General features: G+C 66.7%; 21 protein-coding genes. 10 read left to right on the forward strand and 11 right to left on the reverse strand.

The genetic code is table 11. The features are described from left to right. The first annotated feature begins 82 nt into the window (after positions 1 to 82). The 5 genes from crtD (at position 83) to GO488_RS11100 (ending at position 4,982) form a co-directional block, all read left to right on the forward strand. Positions 83 to 1,570, forward strand: a complete 1,488-nt coding sequence (gene crtD, locus GO488_RS11080; protein ID WP_162317885.1) for a carotenoid 3,4-desaturase — start codon at positions 83 to 85, stop codon at positions 1,568 to 1,570. Then, entirely contained in the window at positions 1,567 to 2,448 is an 882-nt protein-coding gene (locus GO488_RS11085; protein WP_162317886.1) for a prenyltransferase, read from the forward strand. The genes crtD and GO488_RS11085 overlap by 4 nt, the downstream gene beginning before the upstream one ends. Next, entirely contained in the window at positions 2,441 to 3,319 is an 879-nt protein-coding gene (gene cruF / locus GO488_RS11090; RefSeq protein ID WP_162317887.1) for a bisanhydrobacterioruberin hydratase, read from the forward strand. The genes GO488_RS11085 and cruF overlap by 8 nt, the downstream gene beginning before the upstream one ends. A gap of 129 nt (positions 3,320 to 3,448) precedes the next feature. Beyond that, positions 3,449 to 3,778, forward strand: coding sequence for a DUF7344 domain-containing protein (locus tag GO488_RS11095; RefSeq protein ID WP_162317888.1), 330 nt, complete (start codon positions 3,449 to 3,451; stop codon positions 3,776 to 3,778). 112 nt (positions 3,779 to 3,890) lie between these two features. Next, on the forward strand, positions 3,891 to 4,982 hold the full coding sequence (locus GO488_RS11100) for an NADH:flavin oxidoreductase/NADH oxidase (protein WP_162317889.1): 1,092 nt from the start codon (positions 3,891 to 3,893) through the stop codon (positions 4,980 to 4,982). Between the two features lie 377 nt (positions 4,983 to 5,359). On the opposite strand, the gene GO488_RS11105 is transcribed toward GO488_RS11100, so the two are convergent. The 4 genes from GO488_RS11105 to GO488_RS11120 form a co-directional block, all read right to left on the reverse strand. Further along, a complete protein-coding gene (locus GO488_RS11105; RefSeq protein WP_162317890.1) occupies positions 5,360 to 6,364 on the reverse strand; it encodes a DUF368 domain-containing protein in 1,005 nt (334 codons plus the stop codon). Positions 6,365 to 6,466: 102 nt separating this feature from the next. After that, the gene (locus GO488_RS11110) at positions 6,467 to 6,712 is read right to left on the reverse strand and encodes a DUF7127 family protein (protein WP_162317891.1); all 246 of its coding nucleotides are present in this window, start codon (positions 6,710 to 6,712) and stop codon (positions 6,467 to 6,469) included. 127 nt (positions 6,713 to 6,839) lie between these two features. After that, on the reverse strand, positions 6,840 to 7,040 hold the full coding sequence (locus GO488_RS11115; RefSeq protein ID WP_162317892.1) for an SHOCT domain-containing protein: 201 nt from the start codon (positions 7,038 to 7,040) through the stop codon (positions 6,840 to 6,842). 135 nt (positions 7,041 to 7,175) lie between these two features. Beyond that, the gene (locus tag GO488_RS11120; protein ID WP_162317893.1) at positions 7,176 to 7,742 is read right to left on the reverse strand and encodes a DoxX family membrane protein; all 567 of its coding nucleotides are present in this window, start codon (positions 7,740 to 7,742) and stop codon (positions 7,176 to 7,178) included. 113 nt (positions 7,743 to 7,855) lie between these two features. On the opposite strand from GO488_RS11120, the gene GO488_RS11125 reads away from it, so the two are divergent. Continuing rightward, positions 7,856 to 8,206 carry an ArsR/SmtB family transcription factor gene (locus GO488_RS11125; protein WP_162317894.1) on the forward strand — a complete coding sequence of 117 codons (351 nt, stop codon included), beginning with the start codon at positions 7,856 to 7,858 and terminating at the stop codon, positions 8,204 to 8,206. A gap of 2 nt (positions 8,207 to 8,208) precedes the next feature. After that, on the forward strand, positions 8,209 to 8,484 hold the full coding sequence (locus GO488_RS11130; protein WP_162317895.1) for a DUF7521 family protein: 276 nt from the start codon (positions 8,209 to 8,211) through the stop codon (positions 8,482 to 8,484). 74 nt (positions 8,485 to 8,558) lie between these two features. Here the strand turns inward: GO488_RS11130 and GO488_RS11135 are convergent, their stop codons facing one another. Next, the gene (locus GO488_RS11135; protein ID WP_162317896.1) at positions 8,559 to 9,875 is read right to left on the reverse strand and encodes a phosphoribosylamine--glycine ligase; all 1,317 of its coding nucleotides are present in this window, start codon (positions 9,873 to 9,875) and stop codon (positions 8,559 to 8,561) included. 278 nt (positions 9,876 to 10,153) lie between these two features. Here GO488_RS11135 and GO488_RS11140 point away from each other — a divergent pair, with 278 nt between their 5' ends. Next, complete coding sequence (locus GO488_RS11140; RefSeq protein WP_162317897.1) at positions 10,154 to 10,426, forward strand: DUF7553 family protein; 273 nt, start codon at positions 10,154 to 10,156, stop codon at positions 10,424 to 10,426. Between the two features lie 265 nt (positions 10,427 to 10,691). On the opposite strand, the gene GO488_RS11145 is transcribed toward GO488_RS11140, so the two are convergent. The 4 genes from GO488_RS11145 to GO488_RS11160 all read right to left on the reverse strand — a co-directional run bounded on the left by GO488_RS11145 (position 10,692) and on the right by GO488_RS11160 (position 14,095). Continuing rightward, positions 10,692 to 11,924 carry an ornithine cyclodeaminase, nickel-pincer nucleotide-dependent gene (locus tag GO488_RS11145; protein WP_162317898.1) on the reverse strand — a complete coding sequence of 411 codons (1,233 nt, stop codon included), beginning with the start codon at positions 11,922 to 11,924 and terminating at the stop codon, positions 10,692 to 10,694. A 60-nt stretch (positions 11,925 to 11,984) separates the two neighbouring features. Continuing rightward, on the reverse strand, positions 11,985 to 12,371 hold the full coding sequence (locus GO488_RS11150; protein ID WP_162317899.1) for a hypothetical protein: 387 nt from the start codon (positions 12,369 to 12,371) through the stop codon (positions 11,985 to 11,987). A gap of 50 nt (positions 12,372 to 12,421) precedes the next feature. Continuing rightward, positions 12,422 to 13,123 carry a class I SAM-dependent methyltransferase gene (locus GO488_RS11155; protein WP_241692949.1) on the reverse strand — a complete coding sequence of 234 codons (702 nt, stop codon included), beginning with the start codon at positions 13,121 to 13,123 and terminating at the stop codon, positions 12,422 to 12,424. 90 nt (positions 13,124 to 13,213) lie between these two features. Further along, the gene (locus tag GO488_RS11160) at positions 13,214 to 14,095 is read right to left on the reverse strand and encodes an aldo/keto reductase (protein ID WP_162317901.1); all 882 of its coding nucleotides are present in this window, start codon (positions 14,093 to 14,095) and stop codon (positions 13,214 to 13,216) included. Positions 14,096 to 14,177: 82 nt separating this feature from the next. Between GO488_RS11160 and GO488_RS11165 the strand changes: the two genes are divergently transcribed. Further along, the gene (locus GO488_RS11165) at positions 14,178 to 14,933 is read left to right on the forward strand and encodes an SOS response-associated peptidase (protein ID WP_162317902.1); all 756 of its coding nucleotides are present in this window, start codon (positions 14,178 to 14,180) and stop codon (positions 14,931 to 14,933) included. Positions 14,934 to 14,971: 38 nt separating this feature from the next. On the opposite strand, the gene GO488_RS11170 is transcribed toward GO488_RS11165, so the two are convergent. Both GO488_RS11170 and GO488_RS11175 read right to left on the reverse strand, forming a co-directional pair. Continuing rightward, positions 14,972 to 15,388: a hypothetical protein gene (locus GO488_RS11170; RefSeq protein WP_162317903.1), complete on the reverse strand. Its 417-nt coding sequence runs from the start codon at positions 15,386 to 15,388 to the stop codon at positions 14,972 to 14,974. A 56-nt stretch (positions 15,389 to 15,444) separates the two neighbouring features. Continuing rightward, positions 15,445 to 16,056 carry a translation initiation factor IF-2 subunit beta gene (locus tag GO488_RS11175; RefSeq protein ID WP_162317904.1) on the reverse strand — a complete coding sequence of 204 codons (612 nt, stop codon included), beginning with the start codon at positions 16,054 to 16,056 and terminating at the stop codon, positions 15,445 to 15,447. A gap of 195 nt (positions 16,057 to 16,251) precedes the next feature. Here GO488_RS11175 and GO488_RS11180 point away from each other — a divergent pair, with 195 nt between their 5' ends. Further along, the gene (locus GO488_RS11180; RefSeq protein WP_162317905.1) at positions 16,252 to 17,562 is read left to right on the forward strand and encodes a hypothetical protein; all 1,311 of its coding nucleotides are present in this window, start codon (positions 16,252 to 16,254) and stop codon (positions 17,560 to 17,562) included. Positions 17,563 to 17,573: the final 11 nt, after the last annotated feature.

A 17,573-nucleotide genomic window follows, 5' to 3' on the forward strand; every position in this document is an offset into this window, starting at 1 on the left:
CGACGTTTGTCACCCCTGCTGCGCTGTCACCCAATCTGTTTGGCCGCGGGTTTATTGCCGGCCCGGCCTCCAGATGTACGTAATGAGTGACCTGTCTGGTGAGGAGATAGTCGTCGTCGGCGGCGGGTTCGGCGGCCTCTCGGCGGCCTGTTATCTCGCTGACGCCGGTGCGGACGTACGAGTCCTGGAGAAAAACGAGCAGTTGGGCGGCCGGGCCTCCCGGCTGGAGGCGGACGGCTTCGAGTTCGACATGGGACCGTCGTGGTACCTGATGCCCGACGTGTTCGAGCGCTTTTTCGCGTACTTCGGGCGGGAGCCGAGCGACTTCTACGACCTCGAACGCTTAGACCCCCACTACCGGGTCTTCTTCAAGGACGGCGACCGACTGGACGTGACCGGGAACAACGCCGAGATGCGCCGGAAGTTCGAGGCGTACGAACCCGGCGCGGCCGAGGCGTTCGACGACTACCTCGCCACCAGCGAACGCCACTACGAGACGGCGATGAAGAAGTTCGTCTACGAGGACCGCTCGCGCCTGCGGGACTGGATCGACCTGGACGTGCTGACCGCTGCCCCCATCGGCCTGCAACTGCTGGGGTCGATGCAGGGCCACGTCGAGGACTACTTCGAACACCCGAAGCTCCAGCAGATCATGCAGTACACGCTCGTCTTCCTCGGTGGGTCGCCGAAGAACACGCCGGCGCTGTACAACATGATGAGTCACGTCGACTTCAACCTCGGCGTGTACTACCCGGAGGACGGGATCAATTCGGTGGTCGAGGCGCTCGTCGAACTCGGCGAGGGACTGGGCGTCACCTACGAGACGGACGCAGAAGTCGAAGAGATCTCGCGCCGAAAGGAGGGCTTTCTGGTCGAGACGGTCCACGGCGAGACGCGCAACCCCGACGAGGTGGTCGTCAACGCCGACTACGCCCACGCCGAGCGCGAACTGCTGCCCGACCACGAGCGTCAGTACGACGACGGCTACTGGGACGACCGGACCTACGCGCCCTCCGCCTTCCTCATGTACATGGGCGTCGAGGGCGACGTAGAGCCGCTCGCTCACCACACGCTCGTCCTGCCGACCGACTGGGAACCGCACTTCGACGACATCTTCGAGGAGGCCGACTGGCCCGACGACCCGGCGTACTACCTCTGTGTCCCTTCGAAGACTGACGACAGCGTCGCACCCGAGGGCCACTCGAATCTCTTCGTCCTCGTCCCCGTCGCACCCGGCCTCCACGACGGCGACGCCGTCCGGGAGGAGTACCGCGAGAAGATCCTCGCCGACATCGCCGAGAACACCGGTGTGGACCTCCGGGACCGCATCGTCTACGAGAAGCAGTTCGCCGTCTCCGACTTCGGCGAGCGGTACAACGCCACCGAGGGGACCGCGCTGGGACTCGCCCACACGCTCCGGCAGACCGCGCTGCTGCGCCCGAACAACCGCTCGTCGGCCGTTGACGGCCTCTACTTCACGGGCTCCTTCACGACGCCCGGCATCGGGATGCCGATGTGTCTCATCAGCGGCCAGAACACGGCCGAGCGGCTCATCAGCGACCACGAATGACACTCGCCACCGACCGTCTCGCCGCGATCGCCCCCTCCGCCGAGACGCGTCTGGGCTACCTCCTGCGCCTCTCGCGGCCGCGGTTCTGGCTCTATCAGGGCGGTCCCGTCGTCGTCGCCGTGACCTACGCCGCCGCCGGTCCCGGCGAACTGTTCTCGCCGCTGGCCGTCGCGCTGTTCCTCTACTTCACGCTCCCGGCGAACGTCTTCCTCTACGGCGTCAACGACGTCTTCGACCGGGACGTGGACGAGCACAACCCGAAGAAAGACGAGGGCCGCGAGGTCAGCTATCGGGGCGACTCGGTGGTCCTCGGGACGATCGTCGGCTCGGGGCTGCTCGCGGCCGCGTTCCTCCCGTGGCTCCCGACGCTCGGCGTCCTCGCGCTGCTCGCGTGGGCGTTCCTCTCCGTCGAGTACTCCGCGCCGCCGCTGCGGTTCAAGACGACGCCGTTTCTGGACTCGCTCTCGAACGGCCTCTACATCCTCCCCGGGGTCGTCGCCTACGCCGCCGTCGCGGGCGTCGCGCCCCCGGTGAGCGCCGTCGCCGGGGCGTGGCTCTGGACGATGGGGATGCACACGTTCTCGGCGATCCCCGACATCGAACCCGACCGCGAGGCGGGCATCCGGACGACGGCGACGTATCTGGGCGCGTCGAGGACCTACTACTACTGCGCGGCGTGCTGGCTCGCGGCCGCCGCGGCGTTCGCGCTCACGCACTGGGCCTTCGGCGCGCTCTTACTCGTCTACCCGGTGCTCGTCTTCGGCGTCCTCGCCGCCGGCGTCGACGTCGAGGCGGCGTACTGGTGGTATCCGGCGGTCAACACGCTCGTCGGGATGGCGTTCACGCTCCTCGGCCTGTGGGTGATGCTGTATGGCTGAGTGGTGCGAGCGGTGGACGACGTGGGTCTCGTCGGCCGACCGACAGACCGCGACCGCGCGGCTCGACGCGCTCGTCCGGGAACACCGATTCACCATCGCCGTCGTCTTTCCGCTGGTCGGAGCGCTGACGCTGCTGGCCAGTTCCGAGGGGGTGCTCCCGCCGCCGTTCGCGTACAACCCGCTCTTCGTCCTCTTCGGGACGATGGTGATGCGCCTGCCGCTGGCCGCCGGCGTCTTCCCGCTGCTCGACCGCCGTGCAACGGCTGCGCTGGTCGCGCTGACGGCGTACTCCTACGGCATCGAACTGGTCGGCGTCAGGACCGGCTGGCCCTACGGCGAGTTCAGCTACGGCGTCGAACTGGGACCGATGCTGTTCGGCGAGGTGCCGCTGGGCCTGCCGGTGTTCTTCTTCCCGCTGGTGTTGAACGCCTATCTGCTCGTCCTCCTCCTGCTCGGTCGGCGGGCCGAATCCGCGCTCCCGCGGCTGCTGGCGACGCTCGCCGTTGTCCTGCTGGTGGACCTCGTGCTGGACCCCGGGGCGGTCGCCATCGGCTTCTGGGAGTACGACGTCGGGCAGTTCTACGGCGTCCCGTGGTCGAACTACGAGGGGTGGGTGCTCTCGGGGACCGTCGCCGTCCTGCTGTTCGACTGGGGCTTCGACCGGGGCGGCCTCCGTCGCCGCCTCGAAACCTGCGAGTTCATGCTCGACGATCTGGTGAGCTTCGTCGTCCTCTGGGGCGGCATCAATCTCTTCTACGCGAACTGGGTGCCGGTCGGGTTGGCGGCGCTGCTGGGCGCGGGCCTGCTGTGGACCGACCGCTTCGACTTCGACCTCTCGGAGACGCGCGTGGGGCGGGCCGTCTGGCGGTGAGTATCGCGGCAGTCTCGCCGTGAGAGCGGCGTATCGTCCACAGTGAACCGGAGCAATGTTTTATGTGAATGGGTACCAATGTTTACGTCCGTGTCGTCTCAGTCCTGCTACCCGGATAAGGCACCACGAGTGAGCCAACTACTGGACGTCTTGAGCGACAGTATCCGCCGTGAAATCGTCCACTTCTTCGAGAACTACGCCGACTCGCGGACCGTCTCTTTCGACGAACTCGTCTCGCATATCGAGAGTCGAATGCCCGAAAAGGGAAAGGAGGAGCTCGCGGTAGGACTCGTCCACACGCACCTCCCGAAACTGGATCACGCGGGCTGGCTGGACCACGACTATCGGACGGACGAAATCCGGTATCACGGCCACGAAAACGCCGAGGAGTGGCTCCGGGACCTCTGCGACGTCTTCTCGGACCGACCCGGTCGCGGTTCCGGTGGAGCCGTCCAGTGACGGTCGCCGTTTGCTGGACCGGCGCCTCGAAGACGACTCGAAACGACGCGATTCTCCGGCAGGAGCCACTGCCGTCCCTGCGGTTATCCGACTCGGCCGCTAACCGCCGCCGATGACAGCGCTGTTCTCTCCGCTCGACCTCCGAGAGACGACGATACCGAATCGGATCATGGTCTCGCCGATGTGCCAGTACTCCTGTGAGGACCGCGACGGCCTCGCCACGGCGTGGCACCGCACCCACCTCGGGTCGCGGGCCGTCGGCGGCGCGGGTCTCGTGATGGCCGAAGCCACCGCCGTCGAACCGCGGGGCCGAATCACCCCGGAGGACCTCGGCATCTGGAGCGACGAGCACGCGGCGGCGCTCGAACCCATCGCCGAGTTCGTCCGCGAGCAGGGCTCCGTGCCCGCCATCCAACTGGCTCACGCCGGCCGAAAGGCCTCGACGAGCCGTCCGTGGGAGGGCCACGACCCGCTCGGCCCCGACGAGGGCGGCTGGGACGTCGTCGCCCCCAGCGACGACCCCTGGCCCTACGAGGGCGGCGAGGCCCCGACGACGGAGAAACTCGACCAAGACGGTATCGAGTCGGTGATCGACTCGTTCCGCGCGGCCGCCGAACGCGCCCTCGACGCCGGTTTCGAGGTCGCGGAGGTCCACGCCGCCCACGGCTACCTCCTCCACGAGTTCTGCTCGCCCGTGACCAACCACCGCGAGGACGACTACGGCGGCGACTTCGAGGGCCGGACCCGCCTCGCCCGCGAGGTCACCGCCGCCATCCGGGACGTGTGGCCCGACGATAAGCCGGTATTCGTCCGCATCTCCGCGACGGACTGGCTCCCCGACCGCGAGTCGTGGACCGTCGAGGACTCGGTTCGACTGGCCGACGACCTCCACGAGGTCGGCGCGGACCTCATCGACGTCAGCGGCGGGGCCATCACCCCCGACTCCACGCCGCCCTACGCCGGCCCGAACTACCAGCTCGAATACGCCGAGCAGATCCGCGAGGAGACCGATTCCGACATCGGCGTCGGCACCGTCGGCGGCATCACGACCGCCCAGCAGGCCGAGGCCATCGTCGGCAACGACCGAGCCGACCTCACCGTCGTCGGCCGCGAGCACCTGCGCGACCCGTACTTCGCGCTCCACGCCGCCGACGAGTTGGGCGCTGAGGTCGAGCCCCCGATCCAGTACCACCGCGCCTTCTAGCGCGGGTTGTCGTTCTTGGGCTCGTACGAGTCGTAAGTCGTCGAGCGAGAGGAACCGTGGAGAGCCAGAAAGCCCCCGCCCGAGCGCGGTCGCTGCGTGACATATTCTCGCTCGCGTCGCTCGCTCGAATAGAGGTCACGCAGACGACCACGTAAACGCGCTCGGGCGGCCCCTTTCAGTCCCTCCCGTGTCGGCTATCCGGCCAGCCACAGGGTGGGACTGAAAGGGGCGGCTAGCTGGACGAAGGCGGGCGACGCAAGCACTGGAACGTACGTAGTGAGTGAAGGGCACAGCGAGCCCCCCGAGTTCAGCCAGTCGGGGCTTTCTGGCTGTTCGCGTTCGAAATCGACCATCGAAAAACCAACAGCTCAAACGGCTCAGATAGAGTCGAGGTCGAGGTCGACAGCGTACCAGTCCAGTACCAGGAGGAAGGCCGCACCGACGACGGCGGCACCGGCGAAGGCCAGCGCCACGTCCGTCGTGAAGCCGACCTCCGCGCTCACTTCCTGTACGGGGGCTCGGAGCGCGCCGACGACGAGGCCGACGAGGAAGGCCATCGTCGCGCGGCGGTTGCGGTCGAGTGCCCGGCGGACCACACGCGAGATCGTGAACAGGCCGACGAGGCCGCCGACCATGAACGTCCCGACGACGGTCCCGTTCTCGATCACCGGCGCGAGCGGACCGCCGGTGACCGTAGCGAGCAGCGAGTCGATAAAGGCGCTGAGCGTGTCGGACATCCGGGTGTACTGGCCCAGAATGACCAGCAGGAGCGACCCGGAGATGCCGGGGAGGATCATCGCGCTGACGCCGATCGCGCCGGCGACGAAGATCAGGAGCAGGCCGCCACCCTCCAGGAACTCGACGGGACCGGCCAGTAGGAAGGCGAGGACGACGCCGACGACGCCCGAGACGGCCTGAAAGGCGCTTTCGAGCGAGAGCTCGCGCAGCAGGATGACCGCGGAGATGGCGATGAGGCCGAAGAAGAAGCCGAACAGCAGCGTCGGGACCGATTCGCTGGCGATGTGGACGATACGCGTGACGAGGATGACGGCGGTGAAGACGCCGACGGCCAGCGCGAGGCCGAACCAGCCGTCGATCTCCTCCCAGATGGCCAGCGCCCTGCGGACGGAGACGCCGCCGTCGACCGGCAGCAGGGCCGCGAGGAAGTCGACGATTCGCTCGGGCGTGATGGCCGTGATCATGGCGATGAGCCGGCCGTAGATGCCCGCGATGAGGGCGATGGTCCCGCCGGAGACGCCCGGGACGGCGTCGGCGCTGCCCATGCAGATGCCGATGAGGAACGTGCGGGCCCACTCGCGCAGCGGGGGGACGGAACCACGGAGCGTCGGCAGCTCCTCGGTCGTCTGGTCGGCGGTCGTCATTGTCCCCTCGTACCGCCAACGCGGTGAAAGCCCTTGTGGAGTCCACCGAGTCGGAGAGAAACGCGCTTGTCGGCGACTGGCCGTCTCGACGTCCCGGCCCCGTCAGGCCGCGCTCTCGACGGTGAGGACGCCGTTGTTCACCGTGACGTCCCCGTCGTCGTCGGGAAGCGGCACGTCGAACTCCGTCCGCCGCCCGGGGGCGTCGACGGCGACGATCGCCGTGTCGCCGACTATCTCGACGGTCACGGCGTCGCTCGCCGCGGGACCGAAGTCGACCGCGACCGTCCACTGGTCTCCGTGTTCGGAACGCGAGACGTGTAGTTCGTCGGCGTCTGAGGTAGTGTTCATCGGGCGACCGTGTGTAGGTGCTACACACGGATAGGTGGACGGCTGGCATGTGCCAAAGTCGGAGGCGACCGCCGGTTCAGACCCCCGTAATACCGGCGAAAAACAGGTCTTCGAGTGGTGAGACGGGTCACCGGTTCGAGGCGAGACGAGCGCGTCGGCGTTCGAACTCCTCGTCGTCGATCTCGCCGCGTGCGTACTGCTCGCGGAGGGCGGCGAGCGCGCCGTCCTCGGTCGGTCTCTCGACCTGTGAACCGGCGAACAGCCGGTACAGCACGGCGATGGAAAGCCCGACGACGAGCGCCGGCCAGAGTATCTCCGAAGGGGGCACGGTCGCCCGCGTTAGGACAACTTCCGGCGGTGATCGCCAGCGCGAGCGCTCCGAGGACGACGAGCGCCAGAGAACGGGTTCCGCGAGTTCGAAGTGGATTTTGCATGGTTCGTCTCCGTGTGCAAATCGGCGTGGTCAGCCGAGGACGTATTCGAGGACGGGGAAGCGCTCGACGAGCGCCGCACCGCCGATCTCGTACTGTTCGATGTACGCGTCGAGCCCGAGGATGCGGCCGGCACCGAACGCCGCGACCGCGAGGAACACGAGCATGTATGCGAAGTCGCCGTTGATGAGGCCGTGGGCGATGTCCCAGTTCCCGAAGTAGAACATGAGCATCATCAGCGCGCCGAAGAACGCCGCGAGGCGGACGACAGCGCCGACGAGGAGCCCGAGACCGATGAGGAGTTCACCCCACGGGACGGCGACGTTGGCGAACTCGACGAACCACGGCGTCGAACCCATCCACGCGAACAGGCCGGCCAGCGGGTTGCCGTTGGTCGCCGCGACGTTCGCCAGGTAGCCGCCGGCCGAGAACGGCTCTGCGGCCGCGATCTTCGTGAAGCCGGAGTACGCGAACGCGTAGCCCATCATGAGTCTGAGCGCGAGGACGAACCACGCGCTGAGGCTGTGGACGCGGCCGCCGACGGTGAGTCCGCCGACCTTGCTCTCGAGTTGGTTGACGCCGGTGTTGATAGTAGACATATTCAGTTCACCTTCGACTGAATAGAGGGGAACAGACAGCATATAACCGTGAGCCGGTGTTCCGAGTCGGAAAATCGGGTGGCTATTTGGCCCTCCCCCCGGACTAGCGGCGTGTGACTGCGGAGCCGAGCCCACCGGACCTCTTCGCGACGCTCGACGACGACTACGCCCGCGATATCCTCGTGGCGACGAAGGCGGAGCGACTGTCCGCGAAGGAACTCAGCGAGGAGTGCGAGATGTCCCGGCCGACGGTCTCCCGGCGCGTCAACGCCCTCGTCGAACAGGGACTTCTCGAAGAGTACACCCACGTCGACCCCGGAGGCCGCCACTACCGGGAGTACGAGGCACGCCTCGAACGCGTCGAAGTGCTCCTCCGAGCGGAGGGGTTCGACGTCCGGATCGACCGACGACCCGACCCCGCCGACCGACTCACGTCTATCTTCCAGGACATGCGGAGCGACTGATAATGGAGCACACGCTGTTCGTCATCGCGAAGTTGTTCACGACCGCGCTGGCGCTGGTCATCGCGTATCAGGCGTACCGCGGCTACCGGCGAAACGGAGCGCAGTTGCTGCGCTACGTCGGCCTCGGGTTCGGACTGATCGGCCTCAGCGGCCTCCTGGAGGGCGTACTGTTCGAGGTGTTTCGCGTCACCATCTTCGAGTCGGGATTCGTCGCCGCGGTGGTCGCCGCGCTGGGGATGATATCCATCCTCTACGCGCTCTACGCGCCGAGCCCCTGAGCAGTCGAGGCGGAGCGTCGGCGGTTCGGCCGCCCCGGCCGTCGTCGTCGATGACACCGTCTGCCGTCGATGCCCTACGTCTGCGGGCCGAGGTAGCCCCACGCCAGTAACCGGTCGCCGTCGCCGTCGAGCCAGCGCTCGCCGATGTCGTCGCGGTAGTACATGTTCGGCATCACGATGTCGTCGATCCGACCGTAGGCCTGTTCCCGCGCGGCCTGCATCGTCTCGCCTTTCCCCGTCACGACGAGTGGCATCCCGTTCTCCCCGGCGGCGCGCCACTGACCGTCGACGTTCTTCGCGTCCTCTAAGTGAATCCCCTCGCGGCTCTCGGTCCGGAAGACGACGGCGGCGTTGCGCGAACTCTCGTCGTAGGTCTTCCCGTCGTCGAACGGGAAGGGTGGCAGGACGACGCGGACGCCGATCTGGTAACCGTTGTGTACGTCGAGCTCGGGGCCGTTTCCGTGAGCCAGGTCGTAGAAGAACTGGCCGGTCGGCGATTCGAAGGACTCCTCTTGGAGCGCGATCGTCGGATAGCCGAACCGCGGGGTGAACTCCAGCGGGTAGATGCCGGTCTCGTTCACGATACAGTTGATGTCGATGCTGCCGACGTAGCCCTCCTCGGCGAGCCAGCCTTCGAGCTTCCCGAACGTCTCCTCGAACAGCATATTCCGCCCGCCCCAGAACATCGATGTCCCCATCTCACCCGTCGACGGCCCGATGTTCCCCGGGAACAATTTCTTGTGCTCGAAGTTGAAGTTGACCTGGTCGACGAACTCCTCGCCGTCGAAGAACCCGCAGATGGCGATCTCCACGCCCTCGACCTTCCGCTGGAGTTGGAACCCCTTCATGCGGTGGCCCCACGCCTTCTTGTAGGCGCGAAGGACGTCCACCACGTCGCTGCCGTCGTCCTCGTCGCCGACGTAGAGCAGGCGTTTGACGTTCTGGACCTCGCCCAGCGGCTTGATCACGTACGGGGCGGGGTTCTCTCGGACGTGCTGGATGCCGGCGTCGAAATCCTCGAAGACGTGGTGTTCGACGGTGTTCACGCCGTGGTCTTCGAGGACCTCCATCGCGTACTCCCGGTCCTCTTCGAGCCGGTCGGTGCTGGGCGTGCCGCCGACGACCGCTTTCCCTCGCTCGCGGAGTTCCTGTGCGAGCGCACCGGTACCGATGTCCGAGCCGACCCAGATGTCGTCGAAGACGATCACGTCGGCCCACTCGACCTCTGCCTCCCAGTCGTCCGTCTTGGGCACGAATCCGTCGCCGATTTCTTTGTCCGATTCGGCTTCGATGTAGTACTTCACGTCGTGGCCCTCGCGGTGAACCTGCCACGCGAGGTCGGTTATCAGCGCGGCGTCGGCCGAGACGAAGAGGAAGCGCTTCGAGTCCATAGCTTCGTTTCACGCAGCGAGGACTTGAGTGTGACTTCCCGTCCGGCGTCGAGCGGTAGCTCGCTGTTTTGCCGGTAGCTGAGTCACACGCGCTCTGTGAGCGGCGGCGGGACACCCGCTTCGAGACGCCGCGGACCGCGACGAGAGCGTATCAAACGACGAGTACGGTCGTGAGGCCGAGCCGCCATCACCGCTGGTCGCCGCGCTCGCCGTCTGGGACAGGCGCAGCGTTATCCCGGACGCGAACCGTTTTATCCCTCTTGGGAGAACCGCCGACTATGACGCGCGAAGAACTCGCGACAGCCAGCGACCTGCTCGAATCGGCGGCGGAGGAGACCGACAGCGACGACGCCGGCGACCGTCTCTCGGAGCTCGCCGACCAGCTGGAACACCTCTCGACGGCCGACCGCGGTCCCGACCACGGCCGTCTCGCCCGCATCCAGTCGTCGCTCGACGAGATCGCCAGCGGGGACGGCGAAGACGTTTCGGAGACGCTCGACGACGCCGACGAGAAGATCAACGAGTACCGCTCGGACCTCGAAGGCGTCTGAGGCGACGCGGTCCGATCTGCGACTATTCTGCCGTCTCGACCAGTTTCTCGGCCAGCATCGGGACGAACCTGCGCGATCCACCTTTTTCGTCCTCGGGTGCGCTTCGTGCCTTCAGCCCGCGACCCGCTCTCTGCTCACGGGCGCTTCGCGCCCGTTCGCATGGTCAGCGGGACCTTCGGTCCCGCTCGACTCGAAAAACGTGGGCGAAAAAGGCCGCTCGCTGACTCACGGTGCTCCGAACCGTTCGTCGCTCGCGGTCGGTGTGTTACTCTTCTTCAGCGACCAGTTTCTCGGCCAGCATCGGGACGAACGTGCCGATGTCGGTGACCATCCCGACGGCCTGCGCCGAACCGCGGTCCAGCAGTTGCGTGACCGTCGCGGGGTTGATGTCGACGCAGACGACCCGCGTGGTCGAGGGGAGGCAGTTGCCGACGGCGACCGAGTGCAAGAGCGTCGAGAGCATCAGCACCATGTCGGCCTCGTGGGCCTGTTCGCGGATGGCGTTCTGGGCCTCGACGGCGTCGGTGATGGTGTCCGGGAGCGGGCCGTCGTCCCGGATCGACCCCGCCAGCACGAACGGGCGGTCGTTCTCGACGCACTCGTACATGACGCCGGACTCGATGGTCCCCGACTCGACGGCCTCGGGGATGGAGCCCTCGCGGATGACTTCGCTGATGGTGTAGATGTGGTGTTTGTGGCCGTGGCGGGCGTGGTCGAGCGTCTCGGTGTCGACGCCGAGCGACGTGCCGTAGAGGTCGCGCTCGATGTCGTGGACGGCGAAGCCGTTGCCGGCCGAGAGCATGTCGACGTACCCCTCGCGGACCAATCGGGCGAGTTCCTCGCGCGCCCCCGAGTGGATGAGCGCGGGGCCGCAGACGGCCAGTACCTTCCCGCCCTCCTTCTTCGTCTCCTCGATGGCGTTCGCTATCTTCTCGATGGTGGACTCGGAGGGGCGCTCAGAGGAGACGCCGCCCTGCATGAAGCCGAACGCGCCGCCGGAGTCTCGGGGGCGTTCGGGCGGTTCGACCTTGATGCCGGTGTCGCCGGTGACGATGCGGTCGCCCTCCTCGACGGCGTTGAGGACCTTGGTATACGCTCTCGGTTCCGCACCGTCTTCCACGACCACTGCACAGTCCATCTCGATGTTCTCCACGCCGACCCACTCGCCGTCGTAGCGGACGTACGTCGGGTGGTTCGTCGTCGAGTAGAACCCGTGGGGGACGACCTGGTCGGCGGGCGCGGGTTCGAGCGTCGCGTCTTTTGGGTCGGCGGGGTTCGCGCCGTTCTGGTGCAGTTCGTGGATGATGGACTGGAGGTGTTCGGGGTCGTCGGCCTCGACGAGGAGCCGGGCGTAGGACTCGTCTTCCTTGTGGCGGCCGATGTCGAACTCCTCGACGGAGAACGACCCGCCCATGTCCATCACGATGCCGAAACAGGTCTGCATCATCCCGGAGTCGATGATGTGGCCCGACAGCTCCACCTCACGAGAGACGGTCATGGGCGGGAAATGGGGGCAATCGGGTAAGACGGTTTTGGGTCCGCGATATCCCTCGACGCGCTACGCCGCGTCGACTCGGCGCTCGACGGTCCACTGACAGTCGGCGTCGACCGCCCGCAGTCGGTCGTAGAACCGCCGCAGACCAGATGATTCGGTCGTGGGGAGGACGTGCAGGCGGACGGTCCCGTCGCGGACGGCCACGCGGAACACGTCGGCCGTCTCCTCGTCGCGGACCAGCCACAGCGGCATCGGGAGATCGTGAAAGTCGCCGTAGCGGTACGGCCCGTCGGCGAGGAGGTCACGCACCGTCGCGGCGAGTTCCGGCGTCGCTCGCTCCTCGCCGGGGACGAGTTCGAACTCCGTGCCGCCCTCGTACTCGACCCCCTCGTCGTAGGGGTAGCGGCGTTTCGGGTGGGCGGGAATCGAGAACGACGGCTCGGTCGTCATGCGGCTTGGTGACACGTTAGGTCCCCATCCCGTTTAAAGTCGCGGGCGGACTATGCCGGTTCGGAACCTTCCGACAGCGTCAGCGCGAGGCTGTACATCCGGCCGACCGACTCCGACCCGATCGCCGCTTCGAGGTCGTCGGCCCGTTTCGCGAGCGGGCCGCCCAGTTCCGACGGGAGTCGTGCGGCGGCGTCGCGGGCCGCCGCGGCGTGCGCCGAGAGGTGGCTCGCCGTCCACGGCACCGGGTCGAGCAACGTCTCTTCGCGCTCGAAGGCCCAGCCGTGACCGGCGAACAGGCGGCGGAGGAACCGCGCCGGGTAGAAGGAGAGCGCCGGCCGGCCGTCGGCGAGTTCCGCGGCGGCGTTCTCGACGGCGAAGAGCTCTCGAACGGCGGCGGCGTCGGGGAGCGGCGCGTAGTCGTCGAGAACGAGGTGCGCGCCCGGCGACGCGACGCGGGTGAGTTCGGCCGCGACCGACTCCAGTTCCGCGGGCGCGAGGACGTTACAGAGGCCGTGAGCGGTGACGAGGTCCACGGAGTCCGTCTGAAGCGGCGTCTCTCGAAGGTCGGCCCGGACGACGACCAGCCGGTCGGCCGCCGCTCCGCACCGCTCGCGCACCGTTCTGGCGTGGGCCGCGTCGTCGGTGACGGCGTAGACGCGCTTCGCACCCGCCGCAAGCAGTCCCGCAGTAGTGTTGCCGACGCCGGCTCCGGCCTCCAGACAGACGCGGCCCGCGACCGGTCTGTCGGCCAGCGCCGCCTCGACAGTCCGCGGAACGCCCGCGCTACCGCTCCTATCGCCTCTGTCGTTCTCTCCGGTACCGCCGTTCCCGCTCGCCACGGTTCAGTGGTGGAGCTGTTCGGGCACCGGGCTGTCGTCGTGCCGCGCTTCCTCGACGAGCGAGCGCTGTGCGGCCTCGTCCATCCCGTCGTAGCGCGAGGCGGCGTCCATGACCATCGTCACGAGCTTCGGGTCGCCCGGCGAGACGACCGTCGTCAATCCCTGTTCGGCCGCGAAATCGAAGCGGTCGCGGACGGTCTCGGGCGTGTCGACCGGTTCGTACCAGTTCGCGTACGGCCGGTCCGCTTCCGGCAGTTCGTCGGTCGGCGGCCACGACCCCTTCGCGAAGGCCTTGATGCCGAGCGTGCCGACGTCCTCCTCCTCGGCCCGCTCCAGGACGGCTTCGTAGTCGTGTTCGCTGTCGTCTTTCGCGACGACGACCGGGTTCAGCGGGAACATCACGGTTTCGAGGTCGTCGATGCGGTCGATGGCCGAGAGAATGAGGTCGGGGTCGCCGTGGCTCGTCAGCCCGAGGTGGTCTATCTTCCCGTCGTCCATCGCGTCCCGAACCGCCGCTAACGCTCCGTCGCCGGTGATCTCCTCCAGTTCGGACTCGTACTCCAGCCCGTGAATCTGGTAGAGGTCGATCGTGTCGATTCCCAGTCTGTCGAGCGAGCGGTCGATCTTGTCGGCCGCGCCGTCGTAGTCCCGCTCCTGGGTCTTACAGCCGAGGAAGATTTCGCCCCGATGCTGACGGAGCTTCGGGCCGAGTTTGAGTTCGGCGTCGCCGTAGGTCGGCGCGACGTCGAAGTGGTTGACCCCGTGGTCGAGGACGTGTTCGACCATCTGGTTCGCGCCCTCCTGTTCGAGCCAGTTGAGCGCGATCGTCCCGAACGTCGCCACCGTGCTGTCGTGGCCTGTCGTGCCGAGCGGTCGAGTCTCCATATCCGGGGGTCGGGCCGGACGCGCAAAACTGTTAGGCGACCCGCGGCGAGGACTTTTCCTCGTCGCCACCCTCCCTTCGGGTATGTGTGGCCGCTATAGCCTGTTCGCGCCGCCCGCGGAGATCGAGGAGCGCTTCGACGCCGCCTTCGACTTCGAGTTCCAGCCGCGCTACAACGCCGCGCCGAGTCAGTCGCTGCCAGTCATCGCAAGCGAGGAACCCGACACCATCCAGCGGATGGAGTGGGGCCTCGTCCCGACGTGGGCCGAGAACCGCTCGGACCACGCCTACATCAACGCCCGCGCCGAGACGCTCGCCGAGAAGCGGTCGTTCGCCGACGCCTACGAATCCCGGAGATGTCTGGTGCCCGCGGACGGGTTCTACGAGTGGCAGGAGAGCGCGGAACGGAGTTCCGCGGATAGTCGAGCGGCGAAGCCGCGAGACAGTGACGGCGGCAAACAGCCCTACCGCGTCTGTCTGCCCGAAGACGACCTGTTCGCCATGGCCGGCCTCTACGAGCGGTGGAAACCGCCGCAGCGGCAGTCGGGACTGGGCGAGTACGGGGCGAATACGGCGGACGACGAGGGCGGCGAAGACGACGTCGTGGAGACGTTCACCATCGTGACGACCGACCCGAACGACGCGGTGCGGGACCTCCATCACCGGATGGCCGTCGTGCTCGCGCCCGACGAGGAAGAGACGTGGCTCTCGGGCGAGACGAACGAGGTGGCTGATCTACTCGACCCGTACGACGGCCCGATGCGGACCTACCCCGTCTCGACGGCGGTCAACAGCCCGAGCAACGACTCGCCTGAAATCGTCGACGAAGTGCAGGTGTAGCGTCGCTCGCAGCGTGCGCTTCCGCGTATAAGCCCGGCTTAGCGGACGAACTCGTGCGGGTCGGTGTCCTCCGTGAGCACGCGGGAGTCACCGTCACCGCTCTCGAAGGCCTCGCCGGCCAGCAGTAAGTAGAGCGAACTACCGACCGACAGGAGGACACCGGCGAGCGGAACGGCGAGCTCGCTCCCAGAGAGCAACGGGAGTACCTGCACGATGGCGATTCCGGCAAAGCAGACGATCCCGAGCCATCTGCCCCGCGACTTCCGGTAGCCGATGCCGACGCCCGCGGGAACGAGCAACAGGCCGAGGACGAGTTGACTGCCCCCGAGGACGAGCGCGCCGACGCCGAGAGCGGAGAGGAGCGCGATGACGCCGGAGGCCGCGTGGACCATGCCGAGCACGCAGGCGAGGACGGCGAGCAGAGATAGCGCTCGCGCGTCGCTGTTCGATGCCATGTCGGGGAGTAGACGTGACAGAATAAACAGCTATCGGGCGCGACGAACGACTGGGTTCAGGCGACGCGGCCGAACGCCAGCGTCCCGCTGATGCTGTCGATGTAGGCCTCGACGACCTGTCCCTCGCGCGCGCCGGAGACGAAGATCGTGTATTTGCCCTTCTCGGCGACGCCGTCGCCCTCGCGGCCGGTGCCGGTGATCTTGACCTCGTAGGTCTCGCCCTCTTCGAGCGTGGGCGTCTGCTGCTGGGTGGTGTTCGTCGCGCCCTTCTGGACGGGGCGGAAGGCACCGCAGGCCTGACAGCGGAGCATGTCGACGCCGTCCTCGGTCTTGAGGACGGTGTCGGGCAGGCCACACTCCGAGCAGGTGACGTACTCGGCGACGTAGGCGTCGATGGCCGCCTGGAAGTCGCCTTCGTCGAAGGAGCCGTTGTATCGGGCCTGGCCGCCGTCGAACTGGCCGTTGGTCCCGAACTCGCGCTGGATGGCGCGGTGGAGATGCTGGGCGTCCCGCGAGAGCGCGTCGGAGATCGAACTGAGGTTCGTCAGCCGGGTGAAGGCCCCGTCGGTCTGCCACTCGGGGTCCGGGATCGAGAGGCGGTCGCCGGCCTCTCTGGGCTGGTCTGGCAGCACGTCGTACGCGCGGTCGAGCGCCGCTTCGTAGTTCATACGTGATACAGACGATTCCGACGTATATGCGTTCTGTGATAGCCGCTATCAGCGTACCGGCTCGACAGTCCGTTCGACACATATAGTGGCCGAGCGACCGGTAAGCTCGGCTTCGCTGGCGATACGGTCGCCGTACCGAAATCCGACGACGCTATGCTGGTCATAACAAACCCCGGCTCATCGGTTGCCCCACTCATGGCTAGTGACCCACCACTGAATCAGTCGCGTAGAGCGTTCCTGAAGACGACTGGACTCGCCGTCGGCGGACTCGGTGCCGCCGGTACCGCGAGCGCACACGACGATGATGACGACCGCTACGTCATCAAGCAGGACAGCCGGTGTTTCCGAATCAAGCCGCTGAAGGGCCACAAGCGGGTCGAGGATTTCTACAAATGGGGGAAATCGAAGCGGTACTTCAGTTCTACCGGAACGAAATCTCTGCAGCGAAAGGATACGAGCATCCTATTCCTCTACGACGGGCCGAAGGGACTCAGCCTCGTTATCGTCCACGGCGCGCTCAAAGACGGGAGCGACGGCGGCGCGGTCTCGTTCAAGATTAAGGATATCCCACGGAAGGCAAAGTGGGTCGTCAAGGACGATTACTACGACAAAGACAGCAACTACGACCGCTGGGACATCGAGAAGCGCTCGGCGGAGATCGACTGGACGTGGAAAGAGGAGCGGACCGACGGCGGCGCGCTCCGCGGCCTCGACGTCGACGACCTCAACCTGACCATCTATCCGAAGTTCAACGAGGAGGCGAAGCTGTACGGGAAGCACTACGACGGCCACATCGACCGCTGGGAAGTGCTCTCCGGCGACCGGAAAGACCCGGACCGCTACAGACTGAAGCGCGACGAGAAGGTCCGTCTCAAGCGCGGGCGGTGTGATGACGACGATCATCATCACGACGACGATGACGACTGGGAGGACCACGACAGGGACCGGGACCACCACGACGACGACAAGGATTGGGACGACCACGATAAAGAGAGGGACCGGGACAAAGATCACGACCACGACAGAGACGACGACGACGACAAGGATTGGGACGACGACCACGATAAGGACCACCACGACGACGACAAGGACTGGGACGACGACCACGACAAGGACCACCACGACGACGACAAGGATTGGGACGACGACCACGACAAGGACCGAGATCACCACGACCGAGATAGAGATCACGACGATCGGAGCCGTCACGATGACGACGACTATCGGGACAAAGACGACGAGCGAGACAGAGACCGCGATAAAGACCGCCACGACGATGACGACCATCGAGACAGGGACGGTCACGACCGGGATCGGAACCGAGACCATCACGACGACGAGGACGACGAGGACGACGAGGACGACCACCGCGACCGGGACGAGAACAACGGCCGAAAGCGAGGCAAGAAGCGCGGGAAGGAGAGGAGCGAGAAAGAAGACAAGAAGGACAAGCGCGGACCGCCGGAGCACTCGAGCGCCCCGGACGGCGCGGGACCGCCGAACTGAACGGACGACTC

This window comes from Haloarcula limicola (assembly GCF_010119205.1).
Taxonomy (GTDB): domain Archaea; phylum Halobacteriota; class Halobacteria; order Halobacteriales; family Haloarculaceae; genus Haloarcula; species Haloarcula limicola.